Source organism: Rhodococcus sp. JG-3 (assembly GCF_000482405.1).
Taxonomy (GTDB): Bacteria; Actinomycetota; Actinomycetes; order Mycobacteriales; family Mycobacteriaceae; genus Rhodococcoides; species Rhodococcoides fascians.
The window spans coordinates 3,569,861-3,590,572 of the sequence record NZ_KI519398.1 but is presented as its reverse complement, the minus strand read 5'-3'; the positions used below and the strand labels follow the sequence as shown (position 1 = coordinate 3,590,572).

Here is a 20,712-nt window from a genome sequence, read left to right as displayed (position 1 = left end):
GGACGATACGAGGAACTCCGCTCGTCGGGAATCTCGCGGCGCGAGGCTGCTCGGGAGGTTGGGGTCCACCTCCGGACCGCGCAGGACTGGGACGGGGGCATCCGCAAGATCGGTGGTGCGCGCCTGCACCCGGATGGTCGACGTATCGACTACAAAACCGGTATGACAACGTTCGTCACCGCTGCTCAGAGGCCGTCGCTGGCCCGCATCGAGTCCACACTGCACCCTCGGTATCTGACGGTGACCGACCGTGAACACATCGCCGACCTGCGTCGAGCCGGGTGTTCGCTGCGTGAGATCGGACGCCGCCTCGGCCGGGCGGCCTCGACCGTCAAACGCGAGATCGACACCTACGGCATCGCCGACGAGTACCACCCGCACCGGGCACATCGGCTGTGGGCTATCTCGCGTGCCCGGCCGAAACCGGCGAAGCTGGCGGCACAGGGTTCGCTCCGGTCCTACGTCGCCGGCAAACTCGCCCTGCAGTGGTCGCCCGAGCAAATCTGCCACGCTCTAGTTGTCGACTTCCCCGATGACAAGGCGATGCGTGTGAGCACCGAAACGATCTACCAGGCCATCTACGTACAGTCGCGCGGCGGACTACGCCGAGAAGTTGCTGCCGCATTGCGCACCGGACGTACTCGCCGCGTACAGCACCGCTCACCCGAGCAGCGCACCTCACGATTCGTCGATGCGATGGTGATGATCTCCGAGCGGCCGGCGGAGGTCGCCGACCGCTCCGTGCCCGGGCACTGGGAGGGTGATCTGATCGTCGGTACTCGATCGGAGTCGGCGATCGTGACATTGGTCGAGCGTTCTACCCGGTACCTGCTTCTCGGTCACCTCCCCGGCGGGCACACTGCAGAGGAGGTCCGGGACGTTCTGGTTCCTCTGATCGGTTCTCTCCCAACGCATTTGCGCGGTTCACTGACGTGGGACCAAGGGTGCGAGATGGCAGCGCACAAGCAGTTCAGCGTCGCCACCGGGGTGCCGGTGTACTTCTGCGATCCACACTCACCATGGCAACGCGGATCGAACGAGAACACCAACGGCTTGCTACGCCAGTACTTCCCCAAAGGCACGGACCTGTCCGTGTACAGCGCCACCGACCTCGAGAACGTTGCCCACCGCCTCAACTCCCGTCCACGCAAAACGCTCGGCTGGAAAACTCCAGCCGAGCGTTTACGTGATCTACTGACAGGCATCTGACCATCAGGTGTTGCGAGGACCCCTAGAATCCGCCATTCGGTGAGCGGCCCTTCGTTTTGTGCTGTGAGGGAACTACTCCGCTGCGGGTGCCTGCTCGGCGATCTGCTGACGGACGACGTCCATGTCGAGTGCCTTGATCTGGCCGACGAGGTCTTCGAGCGCCGGAGCGGGCAATGCGCCGGGCTGGGCGTAGACCAGGATGCCCTCGCGGAAGGCCATGATCGTCGGGATCGACTGGATCTGCGCGGCAGCGGCCAAGCCCTGTTCGGCTTCGGTGTCGACCTTGGCGTGCACGATGTCCGGGTGCGCGTCGGAAGACTTCTCGAACGTCGGCGCGAACTGGCGGCACGGACCGCACCAGGAGGCCCAGAAGTCGACCAACACCACGTCGTTGCTGGTGACGATCTCGTCGAAATTCTGCTGAGTCAAAGTCTGAGTGGCCACGCGTACCCTTTCGATTGATTGCGCTTCTTTTTCGTCTCAACGCACAGGTTCTCCGGAATCTTCCCGGACCACTCCTCTCCGTGGTCCGTCACACGGGTTGCGGCGCGGCCCGGAATGTTCGGCGGTACGAGTTGGGCGTCGTGCAGCGAAGTCTGACGAAATGCTGGCGCAGGGCTGCGGCATTGCCGAAACCGACGACTTCGGCGATCGAATCCATCGGCAGGTCGGAGTTCTCGAGGAGCTGCTGCGCAGCCAGTACGCGTTGGTCGTTGAGCCACCGCGCGGGCGTCGTGCCGGTCTCGGCGGCGAACTTGCGGGCGAATGTACGAGCCGACATGTTCACCCGCGCAGCCAGTCGGCCGATCGTGAGTTCCGAATCGAGGTTCTCGGTCATCCAATCGAGCAACGGTGCCAACGTTTCGGTTCGGATCGCCGGTAGTGGACTGGTGACGAACTGCGCCTGGCCGCCGTCACGGTGTGGCGGAACGACCATTCTGCGCGCGATTCCGTTGGCCACGACACTGCCTTGGTATTTGCGGACGATGTGCAGGCACAGGTCGATACCGGCCGCGGTGCCCGCGCTGGTCAGTACATTCCCGTCGTCCACGTAGAGAACGTTCGGATCGACCTGCGCCAACGGGTATTTCGCGGCCAGGGAGGCCGAGTGTCGCCAATGGGTCGTACACCGCCTGCCGTCGAGCAGGCCCGCCGCGCCGAGTACGAACGCGCCGTTGCACAGGCTGGCGACCAGCGCGCCTCGGTCCACCGCCGCACGGAGTTTGTCGAGTAGTGGCTCGATCGAGGGGCTGTACGTACTGCCGCATACGTAGCTTCCGTCGTCGGCCGATTCGGTGCCGCCGGCCGGAACGATGATCAGATCGGCGCTGTCGAGCCGGTCGAGATCGTGGGGCACATCGATCGTGTAACCCACCCGGGTGCGAATCGTGTCGGGGACCCCGGCGATCAACGAGAAGTCGTAGGTGGGCAGTCCCTCGTCGGAGCGGTCGAATCCGAACACCTCGCAGGCCACGCCGAGCTCGAACTGCTCGGTCAACGGCAGCAGTACTGCGACCACCTTCTTCAGCATGACAGCAGTATGGCAGAAAATCGACGATACATGTCGTTACTGCCACTCGTGTTGAGTCGGTGCAGGTAGGACGCTGGTGGCATGACAATTGTACTGGTGGTTGTGTTGATGTTTCTCGCCCTCGATGCGTGGGTCGCTGTCGGCCGCACGCCGGATACACATGCGGAGGTGACCCAGTTCGGAGACTTCCGGTTCTGACAGGCCTGGCTGTCAGCCGATGCGCCATTCGCACTTGTTGTCGCCGTCCCACCGACGCAAGGCAACGGCAGAGCCGATCAGGTCGTCCAGGTGCGGGCACAGCAGGCGCGTCGCGGCACCGGCTTCGTCGGGTGTCAACCGCCGGGCCAGCGTCACGTGCGGCGTCCAGTGCCCGATGGCGACGTTGTCGAACGAGCCCGGGCCCACGGCGGCATGCATCCGGGCATGCAGGTCGAGCAGCTCGACGCTCGGCACGACCAGACGGGCCAGGGTGGCGGTCCGGCCACCGAATACGACGAGGCCGCCGAGACGAACATCGAACGGGTCGAAACGCACGGCCGTACCGGAATCGACGGACGCGGGCATGGACGACGCCACCGAGACGGTGATGTGCGGACGATTCGACTCGCCCCGATGACGGTTCTGGCTCGGCAGGCCGGCATCGGAGAGTGCCGCCCACTCGCGGCGAACCGCAGTATCGAGCCCCGAGTCGAGGAGGAGTTCGGCGGACTGCACCATGTAGTCATGATGGCGCAGACGGACGGACGAGATGCACCGACTTTACGAATTGGGGCCATGACCGGCGACGGCATCGGTCACGAGATCGTCCCTGCGACGATCCGGGTGGTGGACGCAGCTCTGGCCGCAGTGCACGGTCCCGTCGTCGATTGGCAGCACTTGCCGCTGGGGTTGGGTGCTCTCGACGAGCACGGAACGCCGATGCCCGAGCACACGTTGAACGAGCTCGGCAGGCTCGAGGCGTGGATTCTCGGGCCTCACGACAGCGCGTCGTACCCCGAGCCGTTCCGATCTCAGCTGACTCCGGGCGGACGAATTCGCAAGCATTTCGATCTGTTCGCCAACATTCGTCCGGCCAAGGCACTGCCTGGAGTGCGCGCGATGTCGCCGCAGATGGACCTGGTGGTAGTGCGGGAGAACACCGAGGGCTTCTACGCCGACCGCAACATGTTCGTCGGCAGTGGCGAGTTCATGCCCACGCCCGACATAGCGCTCGCGGTGGGAGTGTTCACCCGTTCGGCGTGCGAACGCATCGCTCGTGAGGCCTTCTCGCTCGCAGACCGGCGGCGGAAGAAAGTGACGATCGTGCACAAGACCAACGTGCTGTCGATGACGACGGGATTGTTTCGCGATGCCTGCCGGTCCGTCGGCGAGGAGTTTTCGCAGTTAGACGTCACCGAAGAGCACGTGGACGCCCTCGCGGCGCATCTGGTTCGACGCGGTGAGGACTACGACGTCATCGTGGCCGAGAACATGTTCGGGGACATCCTCTCCGACCTGACCGGAGAGCTGTCCGGGTCACTCGGTACGGCACCGTCGATCAACTCTTCGCGTACCCAGGCCATGGCGCAGGCCTCCCATGGATCCGCCCCGGATATCGCAGGCAAGAATCGCGCCAACCCGACGGCGCTGTTCCTGTCGGCCGCGATGCTGCTCGAGTGGCTCGCCGATCGGCACGGGGACGAACGGCTCACCGCCGCAGCCGGCCGGATTCGGCACGCCGTGGACGACACCGTCGAATCCGGGGTCGCGACAGCAGACCTCGGCGGGCAGGCGTCGACCAGCGCCTTCACCGAGACCGTCGAAGCCAGGGTGCACCGGCGCTGATCGACTACGGTCACCGCGGTTTTCGACTACTGAATATCGCGGTGCCGGGAAACAGCTGGCCGCGCAGTGGGCTCCACTGACCCCACTCGCGGTCGAGCCACTCCGGCCAATCCGGCTCGACGATGTCGCGAACCTCGAGACCTGCGGCGACCAGTTCACGCACGCGATCACCGATCGTGCGGTGATGCTCGACGTAGTTGGGGGTCCCGTCGGCGTCGTACTCGACGTACGGGGTTCGATCGAAGTACGGAATCGTCGCGGTCAGGCCGCCCACCCCGGGATCGTCGGGGAACACCCAGCGCATCGGATGATTGACGGCGAACACCCAGATGCCGCCCGGCCGCAGTACCCGCGCCACTTCCTTCATCACATTGGCGGAGTCCGCGACGAACGGAACCGCACCGAAGGCCGAGCACACGATGTCGAACCGCTCGTCGGCGAACGGTAGGGCCTCGGCACTGGCCTGCACCAGCGGAACCGTCGACCCGCCCGCGGTCATCGCGTCGACGCCGCGCTGCAACATGCCCATCGAGATGTCGAGGCCGATGGCGCGCGCCCCCTGAGTCCCGAGCCAGCGGGCGCAGGGTGCGCTGCCGCAGCCCACCTCGAGAATGTCCTTGCCTGCGACGTCACCCAGCAGATGCACGTCGCCCTCGTGCAGTCCCTCCGGGCACCAGACGAACTCTCCGGATTCGGTCGACGCGCCCAGAAACGCGCCGTGCGTACGGTGATAGTTGTCGGCATCCGAATCCCACCAGGTTCGACTCGCGCGGTCGCTCGCGACCGAATCGATTCGGCCGCGGCCGGGGGTGGACGACGGTGCGGAAGGATCGGTCACACGCCGACTCTAACCGGGTTTGTGCTGGTACTGCGGCATCGCGTACCCTGATCAACGCGAGTGTGTTCATGCTGCGCCCAGGTCGGGTTCTCCCGGCGTCGACGCGTGCGGAGCCGGAAACGGATCCGCGGAAGATGCTCGTGCTGCACACGTTTCACAAGTCCGACCGAACATCCATCAACCGATACCCAACCCGTCCGGAGCAACTCAACACATGCCCTCAACCACAACCTCACCGCAGGTAGCCGTCAACGATATCGGCTCCGCAGAGGATTTTCTCGCCGCCATCGACGCCACGATCAAGTACTTCAACGATGGTGACATCGTCGAGGGCACCATCGTCAAGGTCGATCGTGACGAGGTTCTACTCGACATCGGTTACAAGACCGAAGGCGTCATCCCTTCCCGCGAGCTCTCCATCAAGCACGATGTCGACCCCAACGAGGTCGTCTCCGTGGGAGATGAGATCGAAGCACTCGTCCTCACCAAGGAGGACAAGGAAGGCCGTCTGATCCTGTCCAAGAAGCGAGCTCAGTACGAGCGCGCTTGGGGCACGATCGAGGAGCTCAAGGAGAAGGACGAGGCCGTCAAGGGCACCGTCATCGAGGTCGTCAAGGGTGGACTCATCCTGGACATCGGTCTCCGTGGCTTCCTCCCCGCCTCGCTCGTCGAGATGCGTCGCGTCCGCGACCTCCAGCCGTACGTCGGCAAGGAGATCGAGGCCAAGATCATCGAGCTCGACAAGAACCGCAACAACGTGGTCCTGTCGCGTCGCGCATGGCTCGAGCAGACCCAGTCCGAGGTCCGCAGCGAGTTCCTGCACCAGCTGCAGAAGGGCCAGGTCCGCAAGGGCGTCGTGTCCTCCATCGTCAACTTCGGTGCCTTCGTGGACCTGGGTGGCGTCGACGGCTTGGTGCACGTCTCCGAGCTGTCCTGGAAGCACATCGATCACCCGTCCGAGGTTGTCGAGGTGGGCACCGAGGTCACCGTCGAGGTTCTCGACGTCGACCTGGACCGCGAGCGTGTGTCGCTGTCGCTCAAGGCAACGCAGGAAGATCCGTGGCGCCAGTTCGCTCGCACCCACGCGATCGGCCAGATCGTGCCCGGCAAGGTCACCAAGCTCGTTCCGTTCGGTGCGTTCGTTCGCGTCGAAGAGGGCATCGAGGGCCTCGTGCACATCTCCGAGTTGGCCGAGCGCCACGTGGAGGTTCCGGACCAGGTCGTGGGTGTCGGCGACGACGCACTCGTCAAGGTCATCGACATCGATCTCGAGCGTCGCCGGATTTCGTTGAGCCTCAAGCAGGCCAACGAGGACTACGCAGAAGAGTTCGATCCGTCCAAGTACGGCATGGCCGACTCGTACGACGAGGGTGGCAACTACATCTTCCCCGAGGGCTTCGACTCCGAGACCAACGAATGGCTCGAAGGTTACGAGAAGCAGCGTGAAGAGTGGGAAGGTCGCTACGCCGAGGCCGAGCGTCGCCACAAGATGCACACCGCTCAGATGGAGAAGACGGCCAAGGACGAAGCTGCCGAAGCCGCCAACACCAACTACTCCTCCGAGTCGGGTCAGGCTCCCGCCGATGCAGAAGGCGATGCTCCCGCAGCGTCGGCTCCGGCATCGACCGGTGGATCGCTGGCCAGCGATGCGCAGCTCGCTGCACTTCGCGAGAAGCTGTCGGGCAACGCCTGATAGAAGTAGTCCACCCGTGAGGGTGTGACCTCAGCCCCGGTTCTCCCTGTGAGAACCGGGGCTTTCTCGTTCGAATACGCATGTGCAACGGGAACGACAATGGACCCGGTTCTGGTGAACCGGGTCCAAGGTTGAGGGGGAGTGCGAACTACGCGGCGGTGGCTGGACTCCACTGGCCGACGCTCGCCGTGCGCTTACGCATCGTGGCGAAGCTGTGGCGGGCGGGGGTCAGGAGGTTGGTGAACCAGTTACGCCGATGGTCGGCCAGCGCCGAGGCAACTTCTGGAATGAGAATGCAGTGAACGCCTGCATCCATGCCGAGGCGGTGCCGACCCGGTTGGATCTGATTGCTTTGCATGGGTGTCCTTTTCGCTGGCGGTGGGTCGGCACATCGAGGTCGCGCTCGTCGAAGATAACCGACAGGCTCGCAAAACCGGTGCATTTGGGGCTGGTGGGCTTCGGCGTGTTCGAGTGTCAGACTGGACGCATGCTGAGACTGGGACTGACCGGCGGAATTGGTGCCGGCAAATCGACCGTGGCGAAAGTGCTGACCGAACTCGGGGGAGTGCTCGTCGACTCGGACGTTCTTGCCCGCGAAGTGGTGGAGCCGGGAACGCCTGGGCTGCAACAACTGACGGACACCTTCGGTACCGAGATACTGGCGCCCGACGGGTCACTCGATCGGCCGGCCTTGGCCGCCAAGGCTTTCGGCGACGAGGGGTCGCGAAAGAAGCTCAATGCCATCGTGCATCCATTGGTCGGACAGCGCACTACCGAGATCATCGAGGGTGCGGCTGCGGATGCCGTGGTGGTGCAAGATATTCCACTTCTCGTCGAAGGCTCGATGGCTCCGTTCTTCCATCTGGTCGTCGTCGTCTGGGTCGACGCCGAGGAACGAGTACGTCGGCTGACCGGCCAACGAAACATGCCCGAGGCCGATGCCCGCGCGCGCATCGCCGCGCAGGCGACCGACGATGCGCGCCGAGCTGCGGCAGATGTGTGGATAGACAACACGGGTGCGCCCGGCAGCGTCGACGATCAGGTACGAAACTTGTGGAACGAGCGCGTGATTCCCTTCGAGCGCAACCTCAGAGAGGGCATTGTCGCCCGGACGCATCCGGAACTCGTGACTGCAGACCCGGCCTGGGAATCCCAGGCGCGGCGAATGATCGCGCGCCTTGCTCTCGCGTGTGGGGACAAGGCTGTTCGGATCGACCACGTCGGATCGACGGCGGTACCCGGACTCGATGCCAAGGACGTGCTCGACATCCAGATCACGGTGCGCTCGCTGGCCGACGCAGATTCGGTCGGCGAACAGTTGCGCGTCGCCGGGTTCCCCGGCGTCGAGTCCAGTGACTTCGACGATCCGAAGCCCGCGTACGGAGTGGGTGGTGAGGCCGATCCGGCCGTGTGGGGCAAGCGTTTTCACGGCAACGCAGACCCCGGGCGACCGGCCAACGTCCATGTTCGAGTCGACGGTTGGCCGAACCAGACGTTCGCGTTGTTGTTCCGCGACTGGCTCCGGGCGGACGCGGCTGTCGCGACGGAATACGCCGCTATCAAGCGGCGTGCGTCAGAAGCCGCCGCCGGAATCGCCGAATATCAACCGGCGATCGATGCCTACGTAGACGCGAAGGCACCGTGGTTCGACGTGGCGTATCGGCGGGCGTGGCAGTGGGCGGAGGAGACGAACTGGACTGCCTGAGGCAGAGCTGCGCGGTTCAGGCCGGTTTGCCGTTCCATTCCGTCGGCATGCCGACGGACGCGAGCCAGGCGTTCAGGTCGTAATCGTGCCGCGTCAGTCCTTCGATGGCCGCGATCGATCGGGACAGCGCCCGCTCGGCCGTCGGGGTGTCCAGATGCTGCGCCACGCGCGCGTCGAACAGCTCGTCGACGTCCAGCAGGTCGTAGTCGCGGCCGGTGCGAACACTGAGGTCGAGATAGTGATCGACCGAGGTCCATCGGCTGGCCCCGGCCGTGTACTCGCCGATGTCGACGTAGTAGTCCTGGTCTCTGGCGTGCGCGGGCAGATAATGGAACACCGAGGCCCGGAGCCCGAGAGCAGGCAGTAGCCAGGACTCCAGGTAGTCGAAGTGGGCATGGTCGGATGGCCGGGCCATGTACAGCCCCCACGGCTCGACGCGGTATTCGTCGACCACGCGAACGAACCCTTTGGGGTCGACGTTGGTCTTCGCGACCAGGTCGAACGTTTCGTGTTTCGGGGCATGAACGACGGTGTGCGCACCGGCTGACGTGTGAGCGACCATGCCTGTAGAAGCTACCGGGAACAGACCTCCGAGGTCTCTCCGACGGAACTTGTCGGTGGTCGCGTCTACGCTTGTGTAATGGCGTTTGCATCCGAACATCCCGTTGTCGCGCACTCCGAACACCGTCCGGTGGGAGCGATCGAGCGCACCGGACCGGCGTTCGAGGTCGTCAGCGAACACGTTCCGGCCGGTGATCAGCCGACCGCCATCGCCGAACTCGAACGTCGGATCAAGGCGGACGAGAAGGACGTCGTGCTTCTCGGTGCCACCGGTACCGGTAAATCGGCCACCACCGCCTGGCTGATCGAGAAACTGCAGCGCCCCACCCTGGTGATGGCACCGAACAAGACTCTCGCAGCGCAGTTGGCGAACGAGCTACGAGACATGTTGCCCAACAACGCAGTCGAGTACTTCGTGTCGTACTACGACTACTACCAGCCCGAGGCGTACATCGCGCAGACCGATACTTATATCGAAAAGGACTCGTCCATCAACGACGACGTCGAGCGTCTGCGGCACTCGGCGACGGCATCCCTGCTCTCTCGCCGAGACGTGGTCGTGGTGGCGTCGGTGTCGTGCATCTACGGTCTCGGTACCCCGCAGTCGTACGTCGATCGGTCGATCGAGCTCGAGGTCAACGTCGAGGTCCAGCGTGATGCGCTGCTCCGGCTTCTGGTCGACGTGCAGTACACGCGCAACGACATGGCGTTCACCCGCGGATCGTTCCGAGTCCGCGGCGATACCGTGGAGATCATTCCGTCGTACGAGGAGCTCGCTATTCGCATCGAGTTCTTCGGAGACGAGATCGAGGCGCTGTACTACCTGCATCCGCTGACGGGCGACATCGTTCGCCAAGTCGATTCGGTACGCATCTTCCCGGCCACCCATTACGTCGCCGGACCGGAGCGCATGGAACGGGCGGTCAAGGACATCGAGGCCGAGCTCGAGGCGCGCCTGGCGGAGCTCGAAGGCAAGGGAAAGCTGCTCGAGGCGCAGCGGCTTCGGATGCGCACGCAATACGACCTGGAAATGATCAAGCAGGTCGGCTTCTGCTCCGGCATCGAGAACTACTCGCGGCACATAGACGGTCGCGGGGCCGGCACCGCACCCGCGACCCTGATCGACTACTTCCCCGAGGACTTCCTACTCGTCATCGACGAATCCCACGTCACCGTCCCACAGATCGGCGCGATGTACGAAGGCGACATGTCGCGCAAGCGGAACCTGGTCGATTTCGGGTTCCGGTTGCCGTCTGCGACGGACAACCGGCCGCTGACGTGGGAAGAGTTCACACAGAGGATCGGCCAGACCGTCTACCTGTCCGCTACTCCCGGCAAGTACGAACTGGGGCAGACCGGCGGCGAATTCGTCGAGCAGGTCATCCGTCCTACCGGCCTCGTCGATCCGAAGGTCGTCATCAAACCGACCAAGGGGCAGATCGACGACCTCGTGCACCAAATTCGCGAGCGTGCCGAGAAGGACGAACGAGTTCTCGTCACCACATTGACCAAGAAGATGTCGGAGGACCTGACCGACTATCTGCTCGAGCTGGGCATCCGCGTCCGGTACCTGCACTCCGACATCGATACGTTGCGCCGAGTCGAGCTGCTGCGGCAGCTTCGGCTGGGTGAGTACGACGTCCTGGTCGGCATCAACCTCCTCCGGGAGGGCCTCGACCTTCCCGAGGTGTCATTGGTCGCCATTCTCGACGCGGACAAGGAGGGATTCCTCCGCAGCGGCACCAGCCTCATTCAGACGATCGGCCGCGCCGCTCGAAACGTGTCCGGTGAAGTGCACATGTACGCCGACAAGATGACCGACTCCATGACGTACGCGATCGAGGAGACCGAACGTCGGCGCGAGAAGCAGATCGCCTACAACAAGGAGCGGGGAGTCGATCCGCAACCGCTGCGCAAGAAGATCGCCGACATTCTCGATCAGGTGTATCAGGAAGCAGAGGACACCGACACGGCCGTCGAAGTGGGTGGCTCGGGTCGGAACGCCAGCCGTGGTCGGCGAGCGCAGGGCGAAGCAGGCAGGTCGGTCAGCTCCGGCGTGTACGAGGGGCAGGATGTCTCGTCGATGCCGCGCGCCGAGTTGGCGGACCTGATCAAGAACATGACCGATCAGATGATGAACGCTGCCCGCGAGTTGAAGTTCGAGCTGGCCGGTCGACTGCGCGACGAGATCCAGGACCTGAAGAAGGAGCTCCGGGGCATGGACGCGGCCGGCCTCAAGTAGGTCGCGCGGGTGGTGCGAGTTGAGCCTGCGGAACGATCCGAAATGGTTCGGTTACGGTTCAGTGATGGACGCAACCACCGCCGGCCGCACCTCTCGTGCACTCGAACTGATCCACTCGATGACCTACTTCCTGCCGGAAACGCAGGACGCTCTCGTTGCTGCTGGGTTACCGCCACGGGCCTGCTATTTCGCCGGTCGTGCAGCACCTCTCGGGCCGGTCGGTGCAGGTGTCGTGACAGCCACGTTCTACAACTTCAACCGCGATCTGATCAGCCCGCTGATTCCGGCAGCCTGGGCCATCGCCTCTCCCGACGAGATCATGGCAATCCGTTACGCCACACTCGACACCGCATTCGAGCGTCTGTTGGGCTCCGAGACGTTGGCGTCCCCGGATATGGCCGAAGCTGCCGACCTCGCATCGATCGCTGCGCGTGGAATCCCAGGAGACGACGGTCGGCCGCTGTACGCCGCCTACGCCGAACTCGACTGGCCGCAAGCGCCGCACCTCGTGTTGTGGCACGCTCTCACCCTGATCCGCGAATACCGCGGCGACGGCCACATTGCCGCGCTGCAGACGGCGGGGTTGAACGGCCTGGACGCGCTGATCACCCACACCGCCACCGGGTACGGCTTCGAGAAGGAATTCGCGCGCAAGCGTCGTGGATGGTCGACCGAGCAGTGGAACGAAGCCGTGGCGTCCTTGGCCGATCGTGAATTGGTGACGGCCGACGGCGCTTTGACTCAGGACGGGAAAGATCTCCGCACGTTGGTCGAGGACATCACCAACGACCTCGCCGTCGCGCCGTGGGCCGCCCTCGGCGAGGATGGTGCAGCTCGGCTGGTTTCGCTCGCGACGCCGTGGCGTGAGTCGATCGTCGGCCAGGGCACCATTCCCGAGGGCGTCTTCGGGCCAGCGATCAAAAAGAAGTAGGCCGCCTCAGCTGGTGATGTCCTTGGTGGCGAATCGTCTCCACGCGATCAGCCCGAAGACCGCCGCGTAGGTGATGGCCGAGAACGATCCGACCACCATGTCGTTCCAGTCGATGTTCGTGCCGAAGGCGTCGATCCACGAGTTCGCGTAGTGCCCGGGCAGATAGTTGCGCAGCGACCCCAATGCCGTGATCTGATCGAGGATCTGCATCAGAATCGACGTCATCATCGCGCCGCCGACGGCCCCGAGAGGGGCGTCGGTGAGCACCGACAGCAACATCGCCAGACCTGCCACCCACAGCAGATTGACGCCGATGTAGGCGACCGCAATCAGTAGTCGCACCAGGGAAGTGCCGTACGACAGTCCCTCACCCAGCGGCGTGACCAATGATTCGGCACCGTACATCACCGTCCCGATCAGTAGGGACACTCCGACCAGCACCAGAATGGCGGCGCTGGACAGCGTGGCCGAGACGAGTGCCTTCTGGGTCAACAGTCGGCTTCGAGGAACTGGGATGGCGAGCAGGTAGCGCAGGCTCGACCACGAGGCCTCGCTCGCAACGGAGTCGCCGAAGAACAGCGCCACCACGACGATGAGCAGAAATCCGACGGACATGAACAGTGCGAAGACGGTGAAGTTCATGCCGCCTCGCGTGCCGAGCTCGATGAGCCCGCCGGCGTCGGAGTCGGCGCTGGAGCTGCCCACGGTGAAGGCGACGACAAGGATCACCGGTAGCAGGGCAAGGAAACCGATGGCGAGCTGAGTGCGTCGCCGGCCCAACTGTCGACGCAGTTCGGTACGAAACGGCAGGGTGCGGCCGCCGCTGTAGCCCGCTGCGCGGCCGTCTGCGTGCGTTGTACTCATGAGCGATCCTCGCTGGAGTCGGTCTCGTGAACGACTGTGCCTGGGGTATCTCGATGAACGAGGTCGAGGAACACGTCCTCGAGTCGGGTGGGCTGGGAGAAGCCGCGGACCGACACCCCCGCCGTGACGAGTTCTCTGATGACAACGGCGGAATCGGCGTCGGTCAGGTCGACGGTCACGGTGCCGTCGTCGACGATCACCGCGCCGTCATGGCCGGCGGCGTCGAGTACCGACTGGGCGCGGTCGGCGTCGTCGACCCTGATCTCGGTCTGCCCTCCGGCCGCTGTCAGCTCGCGGACGGTGCCCGAGCTGATCACGGAGCCACGGTTCATGACCACGACGTGCGTGCACGTCTGTTCCACTTCGGCGAGGAGGTGGCTCGAGACCAACACGGTGCGCCCCGTCTTCGCGTAGTTGATCAGCACGTCACGCATGGTTCGGATCTGTGGCGGGTCGAGGCCGTTGGTCGGTTCGTCCAACACCATGAGATCGGGTAGACCCAGCATGGCCTGTGCAATGGCGAGGCGCTGACGCATGCCTTGGCTGTAGGACTTGACCTTGCGTTCGATCGCTGCGCCGAGGTCTGCGATCTCGAGTGCCTCGTCGAGGTGAGCGTCTTCGATCGGTCGCCCTGTCGCCTCCCAGTACAGCCGCAGGTTCTGGGTGCCGGTCAGATGCGGAAGGAACCCGGAACCCTCGACGAAGGAGCCGAGCCGCGACAACACCGGGGCACCGGGTGTGACCTTGTGACCGAAGACTCGGATGTCGCCACCGGTGGGGGTGATCAGGCCCATCAGCATGCGCAACGTGGTGGTCTTTCCGGCACCGTTCGGTCCGAGCAGTCCGAGTACCTGCCCCTGTTTCACCTCGAAGCTGACGCCGTCCACGGCACGGAACCCGTTCGAGTATGTCTTGGCCAGGTCGGTGATCACCAGGGGAGTGTCGACCAGAGCCTCGTCGACCTCGGCCACCGTGCGGCGTCTGGTTCGCACGGTCGTCGCCACCACGATGCATCCGACGACCAGGGCGACCACGCCGATTCCGATCAGTGGAGCGACGGGTACCGTGCTGTTCGCGCTCGCCACCGCGGGAACCGTCGGCAACGCGACGGACGTGTTCGCCATGGTCACGCTGAACTGTGCGGGCTCCAGCGGGACGGCGTAGGCCTGATCGGTGGTGGAGACGCTCAGTTCGAGACGATGACCTTGCTGGACGGTATAGCTGATTCCAGGGAGGGCGACGGTGACGTCGACGGGATCGATGCTCCCGGTGTCGGGCAGTCGGATGGCCGACACTGCGCCGCCGGGAAGGGTCCGTGTGCCGTTCGGGGCGACGTCGTACAGTTTCGCGAACAGCACAGCCTGGCCGGGCCCGGCGAGGGACGCCACCCGGAGATCGACTCTCGGCGCGCCGGTGATGGTCAGTGACGAGTCGACGGGCTCGCTGGTGAAAATCGCGGACTGGCCCGGAAGGTCCGCAGTCAGCGCTGCACCTGCTCCGGTCGATCCGAGTGTCGACAACACCGAACCCAGACCGGGGACCGTCGAGATGGCGGACGGTGACGCGCCGGGCGGACGAATGATCGTCCCGTCGTCCGAGGCGGGGGTGAAGGTCACCGTATTCGTCTGTGTGGGTTCGGAGTTCGGGGTCAGGCCTGGGTAGTCGGGAGCCGTCATCCGACGATTGCGTTCTCCTCCTCGCTCATCGGCTGCGCGCTGCGTCGAATACACGAACGGCGCGCTCTCGGAGGTCGCGGGATCGGGGGTGCCGCGCAGAGTCCGGTCGAAGAAGTCCGCGACGGCTCGATCCGACGCTCCGTTCGTTCCACCGGCATCGTGCCCACCGTCGAACCACCGAACGGTCACGTCACCGCCTGCGGCTGCGATCTGCCGAGCCGTCGCGTCGGCCTGGTCGAGACCGAACAGAGTGTCCTGGGTGCCCTGTAGGAGAAGCGTCGGAGCCGTGATGTTCGACGCCACCGCGACGGGCGAGTGGGCAGTCAACAGATCGAGTAGTGGCTGGCTGGGAATGCCGGTCACTGCGGATTGTGCGTAGGCGTCGCAGAATTCCTGGGCGAATCTGCCGCACGCGGATGCGCCACCGCCACCGCCACGGTTACCGTCCCCGGCACTACCGGGCGCAGCGCTGGAGGCACCCGCTCCGAAGAAGACCCCGGCCCATCCACGTTTGAGGACGCCGGGTCCGCCGTATTCGGCACCGGCCGGGGAGTCGATGTTTCCGAGCGCTTCTCGACCTGCGGACGAGGTGACGCCGAAGTTGGGGAACAGGGCCTGGCCCAGGTCATTCCAGGTGATGGCAGCGGCCACCGAGTCCACGCGGGGGTCTGTTCCGCCTGCGCTGAGGGCCAGTGCCCCGCCGTACGATCCGCCTGCCACGCCGACGTGGGGATCACCAGGAGCGTCGAGCTGTACTTCGGGCTGTTCGGCCAGCCAGTCGATCAGGCCGCGGGCATCGGCGACCTCGCGATCGGGGTCGTTGATGGAGATCGAACCCGTGCTGTCACCGAAGCCGCGTGCGGTGTAGGCGAGAACCACGTATCCGCGCGCGGCGAGATCACGAGCTTCGCCGTCGACCGAGTCCTTGCTGCCGCCGAAGCCGTGCGCGAGCAACACAGCCGGAGCGGGGGTGGACTCGGGAATGTAGAGCCGGGTGTCGAGGTCGACGGTCTCCGTCGAACCGGGGCTGTCCGGTAGCGTGATGCGCGCGTCACGCGTAGCAGTGTCGGCTTCGCGTCCCTGGGGGAGGAATGCGAATGCGAGGGCGGCCACGATCACGATCGAGATCGCGACGGCACCGAGAGCGAGGGCCCGTCTCGACAACGGCGGGCGGGGGATCGGCATGCAAACCAATGTATGTGAGTGGCGCGGATCGTGTTGTTCCCCAAGTTCACGTGCCGATCGTCGACTTCCGGCTACTGTCAGCGCATCAGTACCCGGACCACGTCTTTCGGTCCTGTGACTTGCACCAATCCAGTTCGACCAGAAGTGTCACATCTGTGTGTGACCGACAAATGGAGGAATGAATGAGCGCCTACCGCACCGTCGTCGTCGGAACCGATGGCTCCGAATCGTCACTGCGGGCAGTGGAGAAGGCCGCGGCTCTGGCGGGAGATGCCGATGCCACCCTGGTGATCGCGTGTGCCTACTACCCGGCCGATCCGAAAGACACCTCTGCCGCCGCCGACGCACTCCGCGAGGACGCCTACCAGATCACCGGTTCGGCACCGACGCGCGAAATCCTGCGCACCGCCCGAGAGCACGCCACCAAGGCCGGCGCGAAGAACATCGAGGAGAAGCCGATCGTCGGAGCGCCCGTCGAGTCCCTCCTGGCACTCGTGGACGAGGTCAAGGGCGATCTACTCGTCGTCGGCAACCGTGGGCTCAACTCGCTGACCGGTCGGTTGCTCGGTTCGGTTCCGTCCGACGCGGCCCGCAAGTCGACCTGTGACGTCCTGATCGTCCATACCGTCCGCTGATCTTCTCGTAGTACGACAATCGGCCCGCCCCGTCGAAGATGACGGGGCGGGCCGATTGTTCTCGTCGGACTGTTCTCGTCAGGCCTCGGCGTCGAAGGGCTGCAGGGCCCCGAGCTCCTGGGGCAGAGGATCCACATGGACGACGCCGAGTCGCTGGGTTGCTCGGGTCAGGGCCACGTAGAGGTCGTTCATACCCTTGACGGACTCCGCAACGATCGCGCTCGGCTCGACGATGAGCACCGAGTCGAACTCGAGCCCTTTCGCGTCCTTGACCGTCGACACGGTCACCACATCCGACGCCAGGTGCTGCAGTTGGGCGACGAGTTCGGAGGGAACGAGCACTGCGCTCAGGCCGGGACGAGGGTGGTCGGCCACTCGCTTCTCGACCGTCGTCACCAGATCTGCTGCGGCTACGCGTTGAGCCCACGGCTCGACGCCGATGCTGCGAATGGATCGCGGTTCGGACTGCTCCGGATCGATCGCCGCGAGCACGTCGTGCGCCACGGTCATGATCTCCGACGGCGTTCGGTAGTTGACCGTCAGTTCGGTGAGCTTCCAGCGTTGAGCCACATAGGGTTCGAGCACCGATCCCCAGGACGAGGTTCCGGCCGGATCACCGGTCTGCGCGGTGTCACCCACCAGTGTCATCCACCGATTGGGGATGCGCCGCATCACCATTCGCCACGCCATCGCCGACAGCTCTTGTGCCTCGTCCACGATAACGTGCCCGTAGGTCCAGGTACGGTCGCCGGCGGCGCGTTCCGCGGTGGTGAGTCGCTGACCCGAATTCTGGCGTCGCGCAAGCTGGTCGGCGTCGATCAGGTCGTACGCCATCAGAATCTCCGGGTCCAGTTCGTCTTCGAGGTCCTGTGGTGCAGACCCGGTCAGGATGTCCAGCGCGCCCTGGGCATCGGCGATCTGGCCACGCCATTGACGCTGGGCCTGTTCACGTTCGGCAGCATCGTCGACGCCGAGCAGCTCGGCGAGCTCGTCGAGCAGCGGGGCATCCGCGGACGAGAAGCCGTGGCCGCGGCGCAGCAGCGACTCGCGCTCCGACTCGTCGAGCGCAGGTGCGGCCGATGCGATCTTCTCCGGCGATGCGAACAGGTCTCGAAGAACCTGCTGGGGTGACAGATCCGGCCACAACTCGTCTATCGCAGCCATCACGTCGTGGTCCTCGCGCATCTCGTCCCGCATGTCCGCGATGTCGTCGGCGCTGAGCAAGCTCGATCCGTCCACCACGTTCTGGCCGAGTTTCGCGGCCAGCTGATTGGCCAACTGGTCGATGACCGAGGACACGAACAGAGGTCGAGCCAAGTTGTGTGGTCGCCGGGAGGACCGGGCGCGGCCGCGGGCACGCGTGACTATCTTTCGATCGAGGGTGATGTCGTAGGTGTCGAACTTCAGCCGGCGCGGCTGTGCGGGCACCTCCTGGCGATCACGCACTGCCTGCGTCAGTACGTCGACCATCGACAGTCTGCCCTTGACCTCGGTGGCCAGAGCCGAATCCTCGCGCTGCGCACGGACTCCGGGGTACAGATCGCCGATCGTCGACAGCAATACCCCGGTTTCGCCCAGCGACGGCAGCACCTGGCCGATGTAGTCGAGGAACGTGGCGTTGGGCCCGATGATCAGGACACCGCTCTTGCCGAGTTGTTGACGGTACGTGTACAGCAGATACGCTGCTCGGTGCAGTGCCACGGCCGTCTTGCCGGTGCCCGGTCCGCCCTGCACCACCAGCACACTGCGATGCTGTGAGCGGATGATCGCGTCCTGCTCGCTCTGGATCGTCTCGACGATGTCGTTCATCTGACCGGTTCGCGCTGCATCGAGAGCGGACAGCAGCGCACCCTCGCTGGCGACGCCACCCGCAACAGCGGCATCGTTGGACGACTGCGCGGACTCGAGGTCCAGGAACTCGTCGGCGATGGCGGTCACCTTGCGTCCGCGGGTACGGATGTGCCTGCGGCGCAACACGTTTTCGGGAGCTGCCGGTGTCGCCAGATAGAACGGACGGGCCATGGGAGCTCGCCAGTCCAGCAGTAGTGTCTCGTAATCGTTCTTGTCGTCGAGGATTCCGACACGGCCGATGTAACGCTCGGGGCGGTCGTCGACTTTCGGATCGAGGGTGTCCGGGTCGAGGTCGATGCGTCCGAAGCAGAGCCCGTTCTCGGCTGCGTCGTACTTGGCGATGTCCTCGGTGTACATCTGGTTGAAGGATTCGCGCTCGCTTCGGGCCTGCGGTGTTCCGCCGGTCTCGAGCAGCACGGCGCGAAGTCGGTTTGCTGCATACTCGCGCAGCGAATCGAGCTGCGCGTACAAGCGCGTCAGGTGCGCCTGTTCGAGGTCTTCCTCGATGGGTGCACCGGGATCGTTCGATGGGTGGCCGTCGTCCGGCAAAGGTTCTCCTCGGGAGTTCGGCCGAGGCGACGATATCGCCTCGAAATCAGCCAGAGCAGTCTACGCCGCAGAACGGCCCTGCCGCAGAACCGCGAGTTCTGGGACAGGGCCGTGCGCGCGAACGACGCCGAGCGTCGTGGGTAGACCTACTTCGCGTACTGCTGGAGCTTCTTGTCCAAGTTCTTCTGCGCCTTGGCAACTCGCTTCTCGAGCTTGGCCCGAGCCTGCTCGGTTGCCTTCTCGAGTTCCTTGTTCTGCTTCTCGGCCCGCTTACGAGCGCGCTTGCCGAGGGTGTCGACCCGATCCGACGCGATGTCGGCCCACGTGGCACCGCGCTTCTGAGCCTCTTCGGCCAGAACGGATCCCTTCTCGGCAGCGAGATCGGCGAGCTTTGCTCCGCGCTTCTGCGCCACCTCGGCCAGTTCACTGCGACGGTCGGCAGCGACGTCGACCAACTTCGAGCCCCGCTTCTGAGCGAGTTCGGCCCAATCCGAGCTGCGGTGCGCGGCCTTGTCGGCGAGCTTCGAGCCACGCTTCTGGGCTTCTTCGGCCAGATCGCTTCCGCGGTCGGCGGCAAGCTCGGCGAGCTTCGAGCCCCGCTTCTGGGCTTCCTCTGCCAGCTCCGAACCCTTGTCGGCGGCGATGTGAGCCCACCGGTTCAGAGCGGGCTGCGCGACCTCTGCCAGCTCCGAGCCCTTCTCCCCGGCGATGTCGGCGAACTTGGCCAGCTTCGGCTGTGCGGCGTCGGCGAGCTTGGCCAGCTTCGGCTGTGCGGCGTCGGCCAAGTCGGCACCGCGGCTCGCTGCGATCGAGGCAATTTCCTTGACGCGTTCCCCGGTGTCGTGAGTGGTGTGACCGGGCAGCGCAGAGACCACAGATTCCTGTGCGCGGCGTGCCGCCCGCTTGCTGCGCCACGCGACGGAGGGCTTGCCCTCGGTGTCGACGGCCGCGATCAGCAGTCCGCCGAGGAGGCTGAGGTTCTTGAAGAAGTGGATGCGTTGCGCAGCCTTGGTCTCCGGGTCGGTTTCGTTCCAGAACGCGTGTCCGGCCAGTGTCGTCGGAACGAGGCTTCCGGCCAGAGCGAGCGATGCGATACGCGGTGCCTTGCCGGTGGCCAACAGAATGCCGCCGGCGACCTGGATACCGCCGTTGATCCGAACCAACGTCTCGGGATCGGTCGGCACGTTCGCGGTGACTTCGTTCGGCAGAGCATCCTTGCTCTGCTCGATCAGCGGAGCGGCTGCCTTCGCCCTGCCGGCGGGATTACGAAGTGCATCGACGCCCCCGGAGATGAAAATCGTAGACATCAGCGGACGGGCGATACGGCGGACCAGCATTGACAGCCTCCTGCGTAGTTTCTCGTGTCATGGCGGTTGTACGTGCGGACTCGCACCGAAAGTAGTTCGAAATCACCGGTG

At 64.8% G+C, this 20,712-nt stretch carries 17 protein-coding genes; 7 read left to right on the top strand and 10 right to left on the bottom strand.

Annotated features, from left to right (window positions below; all coding sequences use genetic code 11):
* Window positions 1-30 precede the first annotated feature (30 nt).
* Complete coding sequence (locus K414_RS0118295; RefSeq protein WP_152530502.1) at window positions 31-1,209, top strand: IS30 family transposase; 1,179 nt, start codon at window positions 31-33, stop codon at window positions 1,207-1,209.
* 72 nt (window positions 1,210-1,281) lie between these two features.
* Here K414_RS0118295 and trxA read toward each other — a convergent pair whose 3' ends face one another.
* The 3 genes from trxA to K414_RS0118275 all read right to left on the bottom strand — a co-directional run bounded on the left by trxA (window position 1,282) and on the right by K414_RS0118275 (window position 3,457).
* On the bottom strand, window positions 1,282-1,653 hold the full coding sequence (trxA, locus tag K414_RS0118290; protein WP_027497260.1) for a thioredoxin: 372 nt from the start codon (window positions 1,651-1,653) through the stop codon (window positions 1,282-1,284).
* A gap of 88 nt (window positions 1,654-1,741) precedes the next feature.
* Window positions 1,742-2,740, bottom strand: a complete 999-nt coding sequence (locus K414_RS0118285) for a helix-turn-helix domain-containing protein (RefSeq protein WP_027497259.1) — start codon at window positions 2,738-2,740, stop codon at window positions 1,742-1,744.
* A 210-nt stretch (window positions 2,741-2,950) separates the two neighbouring features.
* Window positions 2,951-3,457 (bottom strand): 2'-5' RNA ligase family protein, encoded by a 507-nt coding sequence (locus tag K414_RS0118275; protein WP_027497258.1) that lies wholly within the window; start codon window positions 3,455-3,457, stop codon window positions 2,951-2,953.
* 9 nt (window positions 3,458-3,466) lie between these two features.
* On the opposite strand from K414_RS0118275, the gene K414_RS0118270 reads away from it, so the two are divergent.
* Window positions 3,467-4,564: an isocitrate/isopropylmalate dehydrogenase family protein gene (locus K414_RS0118270; protein ID WP_027497257.1), complete on the top strand. Its 1,098-nt coding sequence runs from the start codon at window positions 3,467-3,469 to the stop codon at window positions 4,562-4,564.
* Between the two features lie 10 nt (window positions 4,565-4,574).
* Here the strand turns inward: K414_RS0118270 and K414_RS0118265 are convergent, their stop codons facing one another.
* On the bottom strand, window positions 4,575-5,402 hold the full coding sequence (locus K414_RS0118265) for a class I SAM-dependent methyltransferase (RefSeq protein ID WP_027497256.1): 828 nt from the start codon (window positions 5,400-5,402) through the stop codon (window positions 4,575-4,577).
* 214 nt (window positions 5,403-5,616) lie between these two features.
* Here K414_RS0118265 and rpsA point away from each other — a divergent pair, with 214 nt between their 5' ends.
* A complete protein-coding gene (gene rpsA, locus K414_RS0118260; RefSeq protein WP_027497255.1) occupies window positions 5,617-7,095 on the top strand; it encodes a 30S ribosomal protein S1 in 1,479 nt (492 codons plus the stop codon).
* Window positions 7,096-7,243: 148 nt separating this feature from the next.
* Here rpsA and K414_RS0118255 read toward each other — a convergent pair whose 3' ends face one another.
* Complete coding sequence (locus tag K414_RS0118255) at window positions 7,244-7,453, bottom strand: hypothetical protein (RefSeq protein WP_027497254.1); 210 nt, start codon at window positions 7,451-7,453, stop codon at window positions 7,244-7,246.
* Between the two features lie 129 nt (window positions 7,454-7,582).
* On the opposite strand from K414_RS0118255, the gene coaE reads away from it, so the two are divergent.
* On the top strand, window positions 7,583-8,800 hold the full coding sequence (gene coaE / locus K414_RS0118250; protein ID WP_027497253.1) for a dephospho-CoA kinase: 1,218 nt from the start codon (window positions 7,583-7,585) through the stop codon (window positions 8,798-8,800).
* A 16-nt stretch (window positions 8,801-8,816) separates the two neighbouring features.
* Here the strand turns inward: coaE and K414_RS0118245 are convergent, their stop codons facing one another.
* Window positions 8,817-9,362: a DUF402 domain-containing protein gene (locus K414_RS0118245; RefSeq protein ID WP_032365527.1), complete on the bottom strand. Its 546-nt coding sequence runs from the start codon at window positions 9,360-9,362 to the stop codon at window positions 8,817-8,819.
* Between the two features lie 78 nt (window positions 9,363-9,440).
* Between K414_RS0118245 and uvrB the strand changes: the two genes are divergently transcribed.
* Together uvrB and K414_RS0118235 are read left to right on the top strand one after the other, a co-directional pair.
* The gene (gene uvrB / locus K414_RS0118240; protein ID WP_027497251.1) at window positions 9,441-11,603 is read left to right on the top strand and encodes an excinuclease ABC subunit UvrB; all 2,163 of its coding nucleotides are present in this window, start codon (window positions 9,441-9,443) and stop codon (window positions 11,601-11,603) included.
* A 64-nt stretch (window positions 11,604-11,667) separates the two neighbouring features.
* Window positions 11,668-12,534, top strand: coding sequence for a hypothetical protein (locus K414_RS0118235; RefSeq protein ID WP_027497250.1), 867 nt, complete (start codon window positions 11,668-11,670; stop codon window positions 12,532-12,534).
* A 6-nt stretch (window positions 12,535-12,540) separates the two neighbouring features.
* Here K414_RS0118235 and K414_RS0118230 read toward each other — a convergent pair whose 3' ends face one another.
* On the bottom strand, window positions 12,541-13,398 hold the full coding sequence (locus K414_RS0118230; RefSeq protein ID WP_027497249.1) for an ABC transporter permease: 858 nt from the start codon (window positions 13,396-13,398) through the stop codon (window positions 12,541-12,543).
* On the bottom strand, window positions 13,395-16,259 hold the full coding sequence (locus K414_RS0118225) for an alpha/beta fold hydrolase (RefSeq protein WP_027497248.1): 2,865 nt from the start codon (window positions 16,257-16,259) through the stop codon (window positions 13,395-13,397). Before K414_RS0118225 ends, K414_RS0118230 begins: the two co-directional genes overlap by 4 nt.
* A gap of 182 nt (window positions 16,260-16,441) precedes the next feature.
* Here K414_RS0118225 and K414_RS0118220 point away from each other — a divergent pair, with 182 nt between their 5' ends.
* Window positions 16,442-16,894: a universal stress protein gene (locus K414_RS0118220; RefSeq protein WP_008715916.1), complete on the top strand. Its 453-nt coding sequence runs from the start codon at window positions 16,442-16,444 to the stop codon at window positions 16,892-16,894.
* 78 nt (window positions 16,895-16,972) lie between these two features.
* Here K414_RS0118220 and K414_RS0118215 read toward each other — a convergent pair whose 3' ends face one another.
* Window positions 16,973-19,294: an ATP-binding domain-containing protein gene (locus K414_RS0118215; protein ID WP_027497247.1), complete on the bottom strand. Its 2,322-nt coding sequence runs from the start codon at window positions 19,292-19,294 to the stop codon at window positions 16,973-16,975.
* A gap of 146 nt (window positions 19,295-19,440) precedes the next feature.
* Entirely contained in the window at window positions 19,441-20,631 is a 1,191-nt protein-coding gene (locus tag K414_RS0118210; protein ID WP_027497246.1) for a DoxX family protein, read from the bottom strand.
* Window positions 20,632-20,712 lie beyond the last annotated feature (81 nt).